Raw genomic sequence first — 15327 nt, forward strand, 5'->3', positions numbered from 1 at the left:
GCCCCGCACCTGCGGGGCCGCGGTCGCGGGTCAGGTCGGGGGCCGGGGCACCTCCTGCACCGCGCGCCCGGCGTGCTCGGGGGCGGGGTCGCCGGTGACCAGCGCGTCGAGGTCGGCGGCGACGCCGTCCGGGAACGGCGTGGCGCCGCCCGGGCCGACGTGCAGGCACATCAGCTCCTCGGTGGCGCAGAGCCGGCCCGCGCTGCGCAGCTCGTGCCACAGCCGCAGTCGCTTCGCGTCGCGGCCGAGGACCCGGGTGGTGACCTCCAGGGGTGCGTCCGGGCCGATCTCGCGCAGGTACCGGACGTGCGCCTCGACCGTGTACAGCGAGCAGCCGGTCGCGTCCCGGTAGCCGGCGTCCATCCCGGTGTGCTCCATCAGCGCCGTGGTGGCGTCACCGAACACGAGCACGTAGTACGGCTCGGACAGGTGGCCGTTGTAGTCGATCCACTCGGGACGGACGACGTCGTGGTGCACCGCCGGCGCGCTCACCGGGTGCTCTCCCGGATTGCGGTCTCCTGGGTTGCGGCCTCCCGGGCCGCGGCGACGGCCCGGCGGACCGCGATCACGGCTCGGTCGCGCTCGGCGACCAGCTCCGCCATCGGCCGCCCACCGGCGGAGACCTCGGCGCCGGCGACCATGTCGTCGCGCAGCTGCGGGGTCAGCTCCGGGGCCTCCAGACGCGTCCACGGCGCCTTCAGCGACGGTCCGAAGTGGTCCAGCATGTGTGCCATCCCGCCCTGGCCACCGGCCAGGTGAAAGGTCAGGCAGGGACCGTGCACCGGCCAGCGCAGCCCCGGGCCGTCGGTGATCGAGCGGTCGATCTCCTCCGGGGTGGCCTCGCCCGCGGCGACCATGTGCAGCGCCTCGCGCCAGATCGCCTCCTGCAGCCGGTTCGCGATGAAGCCGGGCAGCTCCCGCTCCATCTCGATCACCGACTTGCCGATGTGCCGGTAGAAGTCCGCGGCCCGCGCCGCCGCCCAGGCCTCGGTCCTCTCGCCGCCGACGACCTCGACCAGGGGGATCAGGTACGGCGGGTTGAACGGGTGCCCGACGACGAGCCGGCCCGGCTCGGCCGCGGTGGTCGCCATGTCGGTCATCGGGAACCCCGAGGTCGACGACGCCACCACCACGTCCGGCCCGGCCGCCACCGCGGCGTCGGCCAGCTCGGCCAGCAGGGCGCGCTTGAGCTCCAGGTCCTCCGGGGCGCTCTCCTGCACGAAGTCGGCGCCCGCGACGGCCTCGGCCGCGGTCGGGTGCACCGTCAGCGCGTCCCGGTCGGCGCCGGAGGCCAGGCCCAGCTCGGTGAGCGCGGGCCAGGCGGCGTCGACCACCCGGCGCAGCTTCTCCCCGGCGTCCGGGGCGGGGTCCCAGGCCCGGACCCGCAGCCCGCGGGCCAGGAAGTACGCCGCCCAGCCGGCGCCGATCACCCCGGCGCCGATGCAGGCGACGGTCCGGATCTCCGTGACGGGACGCGGCTCAGGCACCGGTGCGCTCCTTCAGGCCGAGGATCTCCCGGGCACGGTCCGGCGTCGCGATGGTCGCGCCGAGGTTCTGCACGATCTCCACCGCCCGCTCGGTCAGCTGCTCGTTGGTCGCCTTCACCCCGCGCGAGAGGTAGAGGTTGTCCTCCAGCCCGACGCGGGCGTGCCCGCCGGCCAGCACCGACTGCGCCACCCAGCGCAGCTGGTCGCGCCCGATCGCGAACGAGGCGAAGTTGGCCCCCTCGGGGAGCAGGTTCACCTCCGCCGCCAGCACGCCCGGGTCGGCCGGGGCGCCGTAGGGGATGCCCATGCACAGCTGGAACAGTGCCGGGGCGTCGATCAGCCCCTCCTCGACCAGCACGGTGGCGAACCACAGCTGGCCGGTGTCGAAGATCTCCAGCTCCGGCTTCACGCCGAGCTCCTGGACCCGCCTGGCGCCGGTGCGCAGCATGTCCGGGGTGGAGATGTAGAGCTGGTTGCCCTCGCCGAAGTTGAGCGAGCCGCAGTCCAGCGTGCAGATGTCGGGCAGCAGCTCCTCGACGTGCGGGAGCCGCTCCAGAGCGTTGACCAGGTCGGTGCCGTCGATCGGCTTCAGCGGGTCCTCGGCGTCGATCACCAGGTCACCGCCCATGCCCGCGGTCAGGTTCAGCACGACGTCGACGCCCGAGTCCCGGATCAGGGTGACGGTCTCGCGGTAGAGCTCCACCGCCCGCGACGGGCTGCCGGTCTCCGGGTCGCGCACGTGGATGTGCACCACGGCGGCGCCGGCCCGGGCCGCGGCGATCGCGTCCGCGGCGATCTGGCCCGGGGTGACGGGCACGTGCGGGCTGCGGCCCACCGTGTCCCCGGCCCCGGTCACCGCGCAGGTGATGATGACGTCACGGTTCATCCGTTCTCCGTTCGCTCCGTGCGTGCCGGCGCCGCGAGCACGGCCCGGTCGATGAAGTCGTGCAGCAGGGCGCGCATCCGGTCGGTACCGGCGCGCGGGGTCATGGCGAGCACCTGGATGCCGAGCCCGTCCACCAGCGCGGTGAGCTGGTCGGCCAGCGCCTCGGTGCGGCCGGACACGAAGACCCCGGCCTCCGCCCCGTCGGCGATCGTCATCGCGATGCTGCGGTACCAGCGGTCGTAGGCGTCCCAGTACAGCTCGCGCCGGGCCGGGTCGATCGCCGACTCCGCCCACACCTGGATCCAGATCGACCACTCGCGGCGCAGCAGCGCGCCGTCGGGGAGCTGCAGGTCGATCAGCCGCAGCAGCCGCTCGTGCGGGTCGGCGATCGTGTCGAGCTCGGCGACCTGGCGGTCGAAGGCGAGGCGCACGTTGTGCCGCAGCGCGGAGTCGAGCAGCTCCGAGCGGGTGGGGAAGTGGTAGTGGATCGCCGCCGGGCTGGTGCCCGCCGCCCGCGCGACGTCGGCGGTGCGGACCCGGTGGTAGCCGTGGTCGGCGATCAGCTCCCAGGCCGCGTCGAGGATCCGGCCGCGGGTGCCGTGGGTGCCGCCGGGCTCGCGGCCGGGGTCGGGTTCGGCGGCCGCGGCGGCGGCCCCGGTGGGGACGGCGGTCCGGGCGCGGGCGCCGTCGCGGCCGTGCAGCAGCCGCGCCACGGTCTCGCCGGTGACGTCGGCGATGCGGACGAGCTCGTCGGCAGCGAAGCGGCGGCGCCCGGCGAGCGACTTGGACAGCTTGGTCTCCTCCAGCCCGACCGCGGCGGCGAACCGGCGCTGGGTCCAGCCGTCGCGCTCCAGCAGGGCGCGCACCCGACCGGCCACCGCGTCCTCGGCGGTCCGGGGGGCACGGGGGTCGGTCACCGGGCGACCGTAGGCCGGTACTTGCGATTAGCGCAAGCATCGGCTCCGGATCGTCGCAGCGCACGAGGGTGCGATACGGGCACGTCCGGTGCGTCGGCCAGTTCGCGGGAGCCGCTCGCGGAAGCGCTTGCGTCGGACAGTGTGAGCGGTAGGGTCGGCCTCTCACCCGACGGCGCCGTGGGGCGCCGGGGACGTGGCGAGGGGGACCATGCGTTCGCTGGACGAGACCGGGATCTGGACCGACGGGATCGAGGGCGTGGAGGTCCCCGGCTACGACCGGGCCGCCGTGGGCCGCGGTATCGTCCACATCGGCGTCGGCGGTTTCCACCGCGCGCACCTCGCGATGTACGTCGACGCGCTGCTCGCCTCCGGCGGGGCGCCGGAGTGGGGGATCTGCGGGGTCGGGGTGCTCGCCGCCGACGACCGGATGCGCGACGTGCTCGCCGCCCAGGACGGGCTGTACACGCTCGTGCTGAAGGAGGCCGACGGGACGCTGACGCCCCGGGTCGTCGGGTCGCTCGTCGACTACCTCTACGCCCCCGACGACCCCGAGGCCGTCATCGAGCGGATCGCCCACCCCGACACCCGGATCGTCTCGCTGACGATCACCGAGGGCGGCTACGCGATCGACCAGAAGACCGGCGAGTTCGACCCGGACTTCCCCGGCGTCCGCGCCGACCTCGACGCGATGGCCGCCGGCTCCGCCCCGACCGGGGCGTTCGGGCTGGTCGTCGAGGCGCTGGCGCGCCGCCGGGAGCGCGGCACCGGCCCGCTCACGGTCATGAGCTGCGACAACATGCAGGGCAACGGCGACGTCGCCCGCCGGGTGTTCACCGGCGTCGCCCAGCTCCGTGACGCCGACCTGGGCGCCTGGGTCGCGGAGTCGGTCACCTTCCCCAACTCGATGGTCGACCGGATCACCCCGGCCACCGCCGACACCGACCGCGAGGCCCTCGCCGAGCGCTTCGGGCTGCGCGACGGCTGGCCGGTCGTGTGCGAGCCGTTCACCCAGTGGGTGCTCGAGGACCACTTCGCCGCGGGCCGCCCGGAGTTCGAGCGCGTCGGGGTCCAGGTCGTCGACGACGTCGTCCCCTACGAGTTCATGAAGCTACGCCTGCTTAACGCCACCCACCAGGCGCTGGGCTACCTCGGCTACCTCGCCGGGCACCGCTACGTGCACGAGGTCGCCCAGGACCCGACGTTCGCGGCGTTCCTGCGCGGCTACATGGACGACGAGGCCACCCCGACGCTGCGCCCGGTGCCCGGCATCGACCTCGACGCCTACAAGGACACCCTGCTGGAACGCTTCGCGAACCCGGGCGTCGCCGACACCCTGATGCGGATCAACTACGGCAGCTCCGACCGGATCTCGATCTTCCTGCTGCCGGTGGTGCGCGAGCAGCTCGCCGCGGGCGGGCCGGTCGAGCGGGCCGCGGCCGTCGTCGCCGGGTGGTGCCGCTACGCCGAGGGCACCGACGAGCAGGGGCGGGAGATCACCCAGCAGGACCGTCTCGCGGAGGAGATGACCGCGCTCGCGCGGGCCGAGCGGGACACCCCGGGGTCGTTCCTGTCCCACCGCGGGGTGTTCGGCGACCTCGGCTCCGACGAGCGGTTCGCCGGTGCGTTCCGCTCGGCGCTGGAGTCGCTGTGGTCCCGCGGCGCCGCGGCGACCGTCGCCGACCTCGCATGACCGGCGTGGGGAACCGATGAGTTCCCCACGCGTCTGCGGTCGTAGCCGATGACCCCTCGCCTCGACCCCGGGAGACCACAGTGGGCACGATCGACGTGCACGAGTTCATCAGCCTCGACGGGGTCGTGTCCGACCCGTCCTGGACGGCGGAGTACGGCTTCACCGACGCGATGGGGGAGGCGATCGGCCGGCTGACCGACGCGGCGATCCTGCTCGGCCGCAACACCTACGAGATGTTCCACCCGGCCTGGTCGGCCCGCGGGCACGACGTCGAGTCCGGTGGCGCGTTCTTCAACGGCGCGCCCAAGCACGTCGTCACCTCCACCCTGGCCGACCCGCTGGAGTGGGAGAACTCCCGGGTGCTCGGCCCGTACGACCCGGCGCGGATCCGGCAGCTCAAGGACGCGACCGACGGCGGCATCTACGTCTCCGGCAGCGTCACCCTGGTCCGTGCGCTGCTCGCCGACGGCCTGGTCGACACGCTCAACCTGTTCGTCTACCCGGTGTCGCTGGGGGCCGGGCTGCGGCTGTTCGCCGAGGGCGCGCGGGTGCCGTTGCGGCTGCGCGAGTCCGAGGCCTACGAGAACGGCGTGGTCCGGCTGACCTACGGTCCGCCGCTCGCCTGAGTCCGGGCGCGCTCAGTCCGGCAGTGCCGCGAAGGCCTCCCGGGCGGCCGCCAGCACGTCGCCGTAGACCCGGCGGGCCGGTGGGCCCGCCGGGTCGGCCAGCCAGCCGGCGACGGCGACCTGCATCACCGCCATCGCACCGGCCGCGGCGAGCCGGTGGGCCGTCGCGGGGGTGTCGGCGCCGTCGCGCTCGGCGAGCGCCTGCGCGACGGTCTGCTCCACGGTCCGCCCGACGTGGGCGATCCGCGGGTGCAGCTCGGGGTGGGTGCGCAGCAGCTCCATCTGCCCGTGCCAGGTCGGGCTGGTCGTCAGCGCCACGCTGACCTCGGCGAGCACCGCCGTCGCCGCCCCGAGCGGTGAGGCCTCGGTCCGGGCGCGGACCTCGGCGGCGAGCTCCTCGAGGGAGGCGGTGTCCCAGTCGAAGAGCACCGCGTCCTTCGACGGGAAGTGGTTGAAGAACGTGCGCGGCGCGACGTCGACGTCGGCGCAGATCTCCTCGACGGTGAACGCGTCCGGGCCCTGGGTGCGCGCGCGTTCCAGTGCCGCGGCGCGCAGCGCCTGGCGGGTCCGCACCTTCTTGCGCTCCCGCAGCCCGCGGCAGCGCGCCTCCTGGTCGGTCAGCATCTCGCCGATCATGCCCGTCCCACCTCTCCCGCCGGTCCCGGCGCGGCTCGCACCCTCGAAACGTGCGGGGAGTGCAGTCGTGCAGTCACTGCAGTGTGCTTGTACATTCGTGAGCACCGCAAACTATTGCACGGCGCAAGCCCGCATGGAGGACGCGTGTCACAGGAGCAGGTGCAGGAACCGGAGCGCTCGCGCACGGCGAAGGACCTGGCCCTGGCCCTGTGGTTCCCCGCCTTCTTCGTGCTGGGGTTCATGCTGTTCTACCTGCTGCCGTTCCACGCCCCGGCCCCGCACGGCATCCCGGTCGGGGTCGTCGGGCAGCAGGCCGCCGCGACCGTGTCCGCCGAGCTGGCGCAGGCGTCGCCGGGCGGGTTCGACGTCACCCCGGTCGCCGCCGCGGCCGACATCCGGGACGCGATCTTCCACCGCGACGTCGTGGCCGGGTACGACCCGGCGAGCCACACGCTCTACATCGCCCGCGCCGACGGCCTGCAGCTCGTCCAGGTCCTGCAGGGGATCTTCACGCCGCTGTCCACCGGGTCCGGGGCGCCGCTGCAGGTGGTGGACCTCGCGCCGACCGCGCCCGGCGACGGCTTCGGCACGTCGCTGTTCTACATCGCGATGGCCTGCAACATCTCCGGCTACATCGCGGTCATGATGATGATGCAGGCCACCGCGCTGTCGCGGCGCACCAAGCTGACCGCGCTCGCCGGATTCGGCCTGTTCGCCACCGTGGTGTGCTGGGCGATCGGCACCGCGATCCAGGCGATCCCGTTCCACCCGGCCGTGCTGGTCATCGGTTTCCTGCTGTCCCAGGCCGTCGCCTGGACGACGTTCGGGCTGGCCCCGTTCGTGCGCCGCGCGCTGCCCGGCGTCGCGATGGGCCTGTTCGTGCTGATGTCGATCCCGTCCTCGGGCGGGGCGATCCCGAAGGAGATGGTGCCGGGCTTCTTCCAGGTCCTGCACCACGTCATGCCGCTCGGGCAGGCCATCGACGCCGCCCGCGGCATCCTCTACTTCGACGCCACCGCGATCACCGTGCCGGTGCTCGGGCTGCTGGCCTGGTGGGCGTTCGGTGCGCTGCTGGTCGCGCTGGGTGCGTGGCGGGACCGGCGCGCCGCCGGGCGCGAGGCCGCGGCCGGGCCGGAGGAGGCGGCCGTCGACGCCGAGCGCGAGCGGGAGCACCGGATCGCCGAGGCCGTCGCCGACGAGGCCTCGGTCGGCGGCGCGCACCCGGACGCCCTCGCCGACGCCCGGCTGCTCGCCCACCCGGTCCCGACGCTGATCGGCCGGGTCGTCGACGACGCGGGCCGGCCCGTGCCGCGGGCGCGGGTGACCGTCGTCGACCACACCGGCGGGCAGGTCGACGTCGCCGCCGGGTCCGAGGACGGCCGGTTCGCCGTCCGTGGCCGCGCCGACGGGTGGGTCACCGTGCTGGTGTCCGCGCCCGGCCACGACCCGGTGTCGGAACGGCTGCGCCTGCACGGCGCGGTGTCGCACCGCAGCGTGGTCCTGCGCCCGGCCGCCGCGCCGGCACCGGGGGAGCCGGTCAGCCGTGCGCCAGCAGCGCTGCCCCGATGATCCCGGCCTCGTTGAGCAGCCCGGCCGGGACGAGCTCGGTGCGGGTCCGCACGTAGGGCGACCACTTCTCGAACTTCTTGCTCACCCCGCCGCCGACCACGATCAGGTCCGGCCACAGCAGGTTCTCGACGTGGGTGAAGTAGCGCTGCAGCCGCCCGCCCCACTCCTCCCAGTCCAGGTCCTCGCGCTCGCGGGCGGAGTCGGCGGCGCGCGACTCGGCGTCGAACCCGTCGATCTCCAGGTGCCCGAACTCGGTGTTGGGGACCAGCTTCCCGTGGTTGACCAGCGCCGACCCGATGCCGGTCCCGAGGGTCGCGACGAGCACGAGCCCGTGGTGGTGGCCGGCGGCCGCGCCGAACTCGGCCTCGGCGACGCCCGCGGCGTCGGCGTCGTTGACCAGCAGCGCGTCCCGGCCGGTGACCCGGCGCAGGACTGCGGCGGCGTCGCAGTCGATCCAGGCCCGGTCCACGTTGGCCGCGGTGCGGGTCACCCCGTGCTGGACGACGGCCGGGAACGTGCAGCCGAAGGAGTCCCGCCAGTCGAACTCGTCGAGGATCTGCTTGACGGTCTCGGCGACCGCCTCCGGGGTGGACGGCTGCGGCGTCGGGATCCGCACCCGGTCCGCGGCCAGCTGGCCCTTGTGCAGGTCCACCGGGGCGCCCTTGATGCCCGAGCCGCCGATGTCGATACCGAACCCGAGTGCGTGCTTGCTGCTCACGCGCCCGATCCTTCCAGGGCCGCCGCGACCACGCCGCGCGCCTCGTCCTGGATGCGCGTCAGGTGCTCCGGTCCGCGGAAGCTCTCGGCGTAGACCTTGTACACGTCCTCGGTGCCCGAGGGGCGGGCGGCGAACCACCCGGCGTCGGTGACGACCTTCAGCCCGCCGATCGCGGCGTCGTTGCCCGGGGCGCGGGTGAGCTTCGCGGTGATCGCGTCCCCGGCGAGCTCGGTGGCGGTGACGGCGTCGGCGTCCAGCTTCGCCAGCGCCGCCTTGTCCTCCCGGGAGCAGGCGACGTCGGTGCGGGCGTAGGCGGGGGCGCCGAATCGCTCGGTGAGCCGGGTGTAGTGCTCGCTGGGGGTCGACCCGGTGACCGCGGTGATCTCCGAGGCCAGCAGGGCGAGCAGCAGGCCGTCCTTGTCGGTGCTCCACGGCGAGCCGTCGCGGCGCAGGAACGACGCGCCCGCGCTCTCCTCCCCGCCGAACCCGATCTCCCCCGAGCGCAGGCCGGGCACGAACCACTTGAACCCGACGGGCACCTCGACCAGCCTGCGGCCGAGGTCACCGGCGACCCGGTCGATCATCGACGAGCTGACCGCGGTCTTGCCGATCCCGGCGGCCGCGGGCCAGCCGGGACGGTGGGCGAACAGGTAGCCGATCGCGACGGCGAGGTAGTGGTTCGGGTTCATCAGGCCGCCGTCGGCGGTGACGATGCCGTGCCGGTCGGCGTCGGCGTCGTTGCCGGTGGCGATGGTGAACGGCGCCGGGTCGGCCTCCATCCGGGCCCGCAGCGACGCCATCGCGTACGGCGAGCTGCAGTCCATCCGGATCTTCCCGTCCCAGTCCAGGGTCATGAAGCCGAAGGCCGGGTCGACGTCGGGGTTCACCACGGTCAGGTCCAGGCCCCAGCGCTGCGCGATCACGCCCCAGTAGTCGACCGAGGCGCCACCGAGCGGGTCCGCGCCGATGGTGACGCCGGCGTCGCGGACCGCGGCCATGTCGAGCACCTGGTCGAGCTGGTCGACGTAGGTGCCGAGGTAGTCGTAGCGGTGCGCGGCGGCGGCGTCGAACCGGGCGCGGCGCACCTCCTTCAGGCCGTTCTCGAGCAGCTGGTTGGCCCGGTCGGCGATCCAGGACGTCGCCTCGGTGCCGGCGGGGCCGCCGTCCGGCGGGTTGTACTTGAAGCCGCCGTCGGCGGGCGGGTTGTGCGACGGGGTGACGACCACGCCGTCGGCGAGGTGCCGGCCGTCGCGCCCGGCGTTGGTCACGAGGATCGCGTGTGAGATCGCCGGGGTCGGGGTCAGCCCGTCCCGGGAGTCGACGACGACGTCGACGCCGTTTGCCGCGAACACCTCGGCCGCGGTGAGCCAGGCCGGCTCGGACAGCGCGTGGCTGTCGCGGCCGAGGAACAGCGGGCCGTCGGTGCCCTGCGCGGCCCGGTACTCGACGATCGCCTGGCTGGTGGCGGCGATGTGGTCGTCGTTGAAGGTCGCGGTGAACGCCGACCCGCGGTGCCCGGACGTGCCGAACGCGACCCGCTGCACGTCGACCGACGGGTCGGGGTGGGTCGCGGCGTACGCGGCCAGCAGCGCGTCGACGTCGACGAGGTCCTCGGGGCGGGCCGGGGTCCCGGCGCGCTCGTGCACGGTCATGCCGCGATCCTTCCCCCTCGTCGCGGCCCACGCCACCGCCTACCGTTCCGCGGTGTGCGGATCGCGTCGTTGCTCCCGGCCGGGACCGAGATCGCCGGGCGGCTCGGCCTGGCCGCCGACCTGGTCGGCGTCACCTTCGAGTGCGACGACCCGGTGGGCGTCCGGGACCGGGTGCCGGTGGTCGTCGACACCGCGCTGCCGCCCGCCGCGTCGCCGGGGGAGATCGACGCCGTCGTCCGCGATCGGGCCGCGGCCGGGCTGCCGCTGTACGAGGTGCACCGCGCCCGGCTCGCCGCCGCCGACCCGGAGCTGATCCTCACCCAGGACCTGTGCGCGGTGTGCGCGCTGCCCGGCTCGACCGTCGCGCAGGTGCAGGACGAGCTGGGGACCCGGGCCCGGGTGCTGTCGCTGGACCCGCACCGGCTGGCCGACGTGCTCGACGCGGTGACCGCGGTCGGCGCCGCGGCCGGGGTGCCGGACCGGGCCGCCGCGCTGGTCGCGGGCCTGTCGGCGCGCCTCGACGCCGTCGCCGCCGCGGTGCGGGGCCGCCGGGCGCCGCGGGTGCTGGTGCTGGAGTGGACCGACCCGCCGTTCCTGCCCGGGCACTGGGTGCCCGACCTGGTCACCGCGGCCGGTGGCGTCCCGGTGGCGGCCGCCCCGGGCGGGCGCAGCACCGCCGTCGACCCGGCCGACCTGCCCCCGTGCGACGCCGTGCTGGTCGCGCCGTGCGGCTTCGGCCTCGACGACGCGCTCGCCCAGGCCTGCGCGGCGCTGCCGTGGCTGCCCGCCGGGGTCCCGGTGCACGCGATCGACTCGGCGTCGTTCGTGGTGCGGGCCGGTCCGCGCCTGGTCGACGGGGTCGAGGCGATCGCCGCCCTGCTGCACCCCGGTGCGGTCCCGGCGCCGCCGCCGGGGCGGGTCGCGCGGGTCCGCTGAGCGGGCCTCAGGCCGCGGGGCCCGGGCCGAGCCGCCGGCCGACCACCCGCGCGATCCACGGCGCGACCAGCAGCATCAGGATCACCCGCAGCACCTGCACCGCGACCACCGAGGTGACGTCCACCCCGGAGGAGATCGCCGTCGCCAGCACCGCGTACACCCCGCCCGGGGTGGTCGCGAGGTAGCCTTCCAGCGGGGTCATGCCGGTGAAGTACGACAGCAGCAGCCCCAGCCCGGCGCAGAGCGCGACGACGCCCAGGATCAGCCCGGTCGCCAGCGGCAGCACCCGCGCGACGGTGCCGAGCGCGGCCCGGGTGAAGCGCAGCCCGGCCTGCCAGCCGATGACGGCGTAGGCGACGTCGACGATCGGCAGCGGCACCGACGCGGCGAAGGAGAACCCGGCCAGGCTGACGACCAGCGCCACCACCATCGGCCCGAGCAGCGACCCGGCGGGGACCCGCGCGAGCTTCCCCAGCGGGACACCGACGCCCACGCACACCGCGGTCACCGCGAGCCCGACCCACCACGGCGCGCCGGGGCCGGTGACCGCGGCGGCCGGTGCGCCGGGGGAGGCGCCGTAGACGACCGCGGCGACCACCGGCATCGTCGCGGTGACCAGCCCGACCCGCAGGTACTGGATGACGGCGACGGTGCGCTCGTCGCCGCCCAGCTCGCGGCTGATCGCGACCAGCCCGGACGCGCCGCCCGCGGTCTGCGCGAGCATCCCGGTGAGCGGGGTGACCCCGCGCTGCAGACCCATGAGCAGCCCGGACCCCATGCTGACCAGCAGCGTCGCGAGGCTGATCAGCAGCACCGGCAGCCACTCGGAGGCCACCGCGGCCAGGGTGTCCGGGCGGGCGAGCAGGCCGATGACGACGCCGATCACCGCCTGCGCACCCGACGTCGCCGGGCGGGCGACCCGGGCGGGACCGAGCCCGCACAGGGCGAGCACGGTCGCGACCAGCAGCCCGGCGAACAGGGCGGGGGAGGGCACGTCGACCGCGGCGAGCCCGGCGGTCACGACCACGGTCAGCGCGGCGAGCAGCAGCCAGCGCCACCATCCGGACAGCGACGGGCGGGACCTCACCGTGTGATCACGACCCGAGCCTAAATGGGACGGGCGTACTGGTGCGCGGTGAGTCGGGACACGATCGTTGTCGAGAGCGAACGATCACGGCTTCCGCCGGAGCGGCCGCCGGGGTAGGACGGACGGGCACGAGGAGGTGCGCCGATGCGAGACATCCCGGGAGACGACACCGCCGCGACCACCGGGCTCGGCCCGGTGATCGCCGCACTGACCGCGCCCGGCGGGGAGTTCGAGCTGGTCGACGACGACGTGCGCGGCGTCGCGATGCGGGTCTACCGGCGTGGCCCGCACACCCTGGCCGAGCTGTGGGCGGCGACGGCGGCGTGGCCGGAGCGCACGTTCACCGTCCACCACGGCGGGCGTCGCACCTACGGCGAGCACCGCAGCCTGGTCGCCGACCTGGCCGGCGTGCTCACCGGACGGTTCGGGCTGCGCCCCGGCGACCGGGTCGCGATCGCGATGCGGAACCTGCCGGAGTGGCCGGCGGTCTTCTTCGCCGCACAGGTCGCGGGCCTGGTCGTCGTGCCGCTGAACGCCTGGTGGAGCGCACCCGAGCTGGCGTGGGCGGTGGCCGACTCCGGTGCCGGGGTGGTCGTGGCCGACCCGGAACGGTGCGCCGCCCTGTGCGGTGGGAGCGGCACCGGGGTGCCGGTCGTACGGGTCCGCGGGGGCGGCGCGCCCGCGCCCGGTCCGGTGACCGAGTGGGACGACCTCGGGCTGCGCACCGACGGCCCCGGTGACCCGGTCGGGGGCGCCGCGCCCGGCCCCGACGACGACGCGACGATCCTCTACACCTCCGGCACCACCGGCCGTCCGAAGGGCGCGGTCGGCACCCACCGCAACCACGTGACGAACCTGCTCAACGTCGCGCTGCAGGCCCGCGCCACCGCGCTGCACTCCGGGGTGGGACCGCCGCCGGGGCAGCAGGGGACGCTGCTGATGTACCCGATGTTCCACATCGCCGGGATCAACGGCCTCGTCGGCGCCGTGCTCGGCGGGGCGAAGCTCGCGACCCTGCACCGCTGGGACCCGGCCGCGGCGCGGGCCGTCGTCCGGTCCGAGCGGCTGACCCGCTCCAACGGTGTCCCGTCGACGACGGCGGAGCTGCTCGACGGCGCCGACCCCGCCGACCTCGCGTCGCTGCGGACGCTCGGGATGGGCGGGGCACCCGTGCCGCCCGAGCTCGTCGCGCGGATCGGGCGCGACCTCGGTGCCGGGGCGGCCAACGGCTACGGCCTGACCGAGACGACCTCGGCGATCTGCGCGAACACCGGGTCCGAGTACCGGGCCCGTCCCGACTCGGTCGGCCGGCCCGCGCCGGGGGCCCGGCTGCGGGTTGCCGGCCCGGACGGAGAGGCACTGCGCGACGGCGAGGTCGGCGAGCTGTGGTTCCGCGGCCCGAACGTGGTCCGCGGCTACTGGAACCGGCCCGACGCCGACGCCGAGGCGTTCGTCGACGGCTGGTTCCGCACCGGCGACCTGGGGCACGTGACCGACGGCTGGGTGTACGTCGTGGACCGGCTGAAGGACGTCGTGCTGCGCGGTGGGGAGAACGTGTACTCCGCGCAGGTGGAGGCGGCGATCCACGAGGTCGACGGGGTGCTGGAGGTGGCGGTGTTCGCTGTGCCGCACCCGCGCCTGGGCGAGGAGGTCGCCGCACTGGTCCGGGCCCGCCCCGGAGCGGCCCGCGACGACGACGCCGTCCGCGCCGCCGTCGCCGCGCGGGTGGGGGAGTTCGCCGTGCCCGCGCACGTGCGGTGGACCGACGAGCCGCTGCCCAGGACGGCGACGGGGAAGGTCCGCAAGCGGGAGCTGCGCTCGGGGTTCACCGCTCCGGCGTGAGCGTCCTGCGGGCCGCGGACACGACGTCCAGCCAGGGACGCGGGTCCGGGGCGCCGGCCGGCGGGACCAGGACGACGGTGTCCAGCCCGGCCGCGGCGTGGGTCCGGACGACCGCCTCCACCTCGGCCCGGTGCTCCGGCAGCGCGACGTAGCCGATGCGCCGGAACCCGTCCGCGGCGCCGCCCGGGCCGCACGCGTCGAGCGAGGACCGGACGTCGGCGGGGGACAGGCCCGAGTCGAGCAGGACCCCGTCGGCGAGGTCCCCGGCCAGCCGCAGGGTGCGCGGCCCGCGCCCGCCGACCAGCACCGGTGGGACGGTCGTCGGCGGGTGGTCGAGCCGGACCCGGTCCAGGGAGACGTAGCGCCCGGAGCGGGTGACCTCGTGGCCGGCGAGCAGGTCCCGCACCGCGGTCGTGTGCTCGGCGAGCAGGGTCAGCGGCGAGGAGACCCGGTTGCCGACCTGGCCCATCCAGTCGAGCACGCCGTGCCCGAGGACCGGCAGGTACCGGCCGGGGAACAGCCGGGCGAGCGAGGCGGTCTCCATGGCGACGACCGCCGGGTTCCGCAGCGGCACCGGGAACAGCCCGACGCCGACGGTCAGGGCGTCGGTGCGGGCCAGCGCGACGGCCGCGGTGGCGGTCCCGCCGTGCAGGAAGCAGTCCTCCCACAGCCAGAGCTGGTCCAGCCCCGCGGCCTCGACGTCACGGGCCACACCCGGCAGCTCCTCGGGGGGCAGCTCGGGCCGGAAGACGATGCCGATGTCCATACCGGTCACCGTGCCACGCGCGGCCGCCGGCGTCGTACGGCTACCGGGCCGGGTCGATGCGGAACACCGGGCAGATGCCGGTCAGGGCGCCCAGCGCCGCGGGCGTCGGCTCGGCGACGACCCCGTTCTCCACCATGATCCCGACGCCCTCCGGGGTGACCTGTGGCCACGCCTCCAGCACCGGGCGCGCCTGCTCCGGCGGCACCTCCACCAGCACCACGGGCTCCGGGTCGGTGTCGGGACCCGTGCTCAGCGTGGCCAGCCCGCCCGCGGCCCGGACGTTGACGATCCAGTCCGCGCCCGGGAACCCGCCGACGACGAACCGCTGCCCGCCGGTCGCGTACACCGTCAGAGGGGTGTGCCGGGGCGTGCCGCTGCGCCGGCCGGGGACGGTCAGGACGGGCAGCTCGAACGGCAGCTCGCCACGGTCGCGCCGGGCGAGCAGGTCGTCGTTCAGGTGCTTGATCTGCTGCGGGGCACGGATGTGACGGCGGGGATCGTCGGACACGGGGACT

Annotated in this window: 15 protein-coding genes; 5 read left to right on the forward strand and 10 right to left on the reverse strand. The window is 75.2% G+C overall.

Annotated elements, in window-relative coordinates:
- Positions 1 to 30: 30 nt before the first annotated feature.
- The 4 genes from KPL57_RS47555 to KPL57_RS47570 are packed head-to-tail and all read right to left on the reverse strand — an operon-like array spanning position 31 to position 3290.
- Positions 31 to 492, reverse strand: coding sequence for a thioesterase family protein (locus tag KPL57_RS47555; RefSeq protein WP_226357041.1), 462 nt, complete (start codon positions 490 to 492; stop codon positions 31 to 33).
- Positions 489 to 1487 carry a 3-hydroxyacyl-CoA dehydrogenase NAD-binding domain-containing protein gene (locus KPL57_RS47560; protein ID WP_226357042.1) on the reverse strand — a complete coding sequence of 333 codons (999 nt, stop codon included), beginning with the start codon at positions 1485 to 1487 and terminating at the stop codon, positions 489 to 491. The genes KPL57_RS47555 and KPL57_RS47560 overlap by 4 nt, the downstream gene beginning before the upstream one ends.
- Positions 1480 to 2373 carry a 3-keto-5-aminohexanoate cleavage protein gene (locus KPL57_RS47565; protein WP_226357043.1) on the reverse strand — a complete coding sequence of 298 codons (894 nt, stop codon included), beginning with the start codon at positions 2371 to 2373 and terminating at the stop codon, positions 1480 to 1482. Before KPL57_RS47565 ends, KPL57_RS47560 begins: the two co-directional genes overlap by 8 nt.
- A complete protein-coding gene (locus KPL57_RS47570) occupies positions 2370 to 3290 on the reverse strand; it encodes a TetR/AcrR family transcriptional regulator (protein WP_226357044.1) in 921 nt (306 codons plus the stop codon). The genes KPL57_RS47565 and KPL57_RS47570 overlap by 4 nt, the downstream gene beginning before the upstream one ends.
- A gap of 208 nt (positions 3291 to 3498) precedes the next feature.
- Here KPL57_RS47570 and KPL57_RS47575 point away from each other — a divergent pair, with 208 nt between their 5' ends.
- Positions 3499 to 4980 (forward strand): mannitol dehydrogenase family protein, encoded by a 1482-nt coding sequence (locus KPL57_RS47575; RefSeq protein ID WP_226357045.1) that lies wholly within the window; start codon positions 3499 to 3501, stop codon positions 4978 to 4980.
- Between the two features lie 80 nt (positions 4981 to 5060).
- Complete coding sequence (locus KPL57_RS47580; RefSeq protein ID WP_226357046.1) at positions 5061 to 5606, forward strand: dihydrofolate reductase family protein; 546 nt, start codon at positions 5061 to 5063, stop codon at positions 5604 to 5606.
- A 12-nt stretch (positions 5607 to 5618) separates the two neighbouring features.
- On the opposite strand, the gene KPL57_RS47585 is transcribed toward KPL57_RS47580, so the two are convergent.
- Entirely contained in the window at positions 5619 to 6242 is a 624-nt protein-coding gene (locus tag KPL57_RS47585) for a TetR/AcrR family transcriptional regulator (protein WP_226357047.1), read from the reverse strand.
- 144 nt (positions 6243 to 6386) lie between these two features.
- Between KPL57_RS47585 and KPL57_RS70810 the strand changes: the two genes are divergently transcribed.
- Entirely contained in the window at positions 6387 to 7811 is a 1425-nt protein-coding gene (locus tag KPL57_RS70810; protein ID WP_226357048.1) for a carboxypeptidase regulatory-like domain-containing protein, read from the forward strand.
- Here KPL57_RS70810 and ppgK read toward each other — a convergent pair.
- Positions 7780 to 8529 (reverse strand): polyphosphate--glucose phosphotransferase, encoded by a 750-nt coding sequence (gene ppgK / locus KPL57_RS47595; protein ID WP_226357049.1) that lies wholly within the window; start codon positions 8527 to 8529, stop codon positions 7780 to 7782. The genes KPL57_RS70810 and ppgK overlap by 32 nt on opposite strands.
- On the reverse strand, positions 8526 to 10181 hold the full coding sequence (gene pgm, locus KPL57_RS47600) for a phosphoglucomutase (alpha-D-glucose-1,6-bisphosphate-dependent) (protein WP_226357050.1): 1656 nt from the start codon (positions 10179 to 10181) through the stop codon (positions 8526 to 8528). Before pgm ends, ppgK begins: the two co-directional genes overlap by 4 nt.
- A 54-nt stretch (positions 10182 to 10235) precedes the next feature.
- On the opposite strand from pgm, the gene KPL57_RS47605 reads away from it, so the two are divergent.
- Positions 10236 to 11117 (forward strand): ABC transporter substrate-binding protein, encoded by an 882-nt coding sequence (locus tag KPL57_RS47605; RefSeq protein WP_226357051.1) that lies wholly within the window; start codon positions 10236 to 10238, stop codon positions 11115 to 11117.
- 7 nt (positions 11118 to 11124) lie between these two features.
- Here KPL57_RS47605 and KPL57_RS47610 read toward each other — a convergent pair whose 3' ends face one another.
- Entirely contained in the window at positions 11125 to 12204 is a 1080-nt protein-coding gene (locus tag KPL57_RS47610) for an AbrB family transcriptional regulator (protein WP_226357052.1), read from the reverse strand.
- A 144-nt stretch (positions 12205 to 12348) separates the two neighbouring features.
- Between KPL57_RS47610 and KPL57_RS47615 the strand changes: the two genes are divergently transcribed.
- A complete protein-coding gene (locus KPL57_RS47615) occupies positions 12349 to 14046 on the forward strand; it encodes a class I adenylate-forming enzyme family protein (RefSeq protein ID WP_226357053.1) in 1698 nt (565 codons plus the stop codon).
- On the opposite strand, the gene KPL57_RS47620 is transcribed toward KPL57_RS47615, so the two are convergent.
- Complete coding sequence (locus KPL57_RS47620) at positions 14030 to 14812, reverse strand: LLM class flavin-dependent oxidoreductase (RefSeq protein ID WP_226357054.1); 783 nt, start codon at positions 14810 to 14812, stop codon at positions 14030 to 14032. The two genes, KPL57_RS47615 and KPL57_RS47620, sit on opposite strands and share 17 nt — an antisense overlap.
- Before the next feature lie 40 nt (positions 14813 to 14852).
- Complete coding sequence (locus KPL57_RS47625) at positions 14853 to 15320, reverse strand: nitroreductase/quinone reductase family protein (RefSeq protein WP_226357055.1); 468 nt, start codon at positions 15318 to 15320, stop codon at positions 14853 to 14855.
- Between the last annotated feature and the right edge of the window lie 7 nt (positions 15321 to 15327).

Source organism: Pseudonocardia sp. ICBG601 (genome assembly GCF_020496245.1).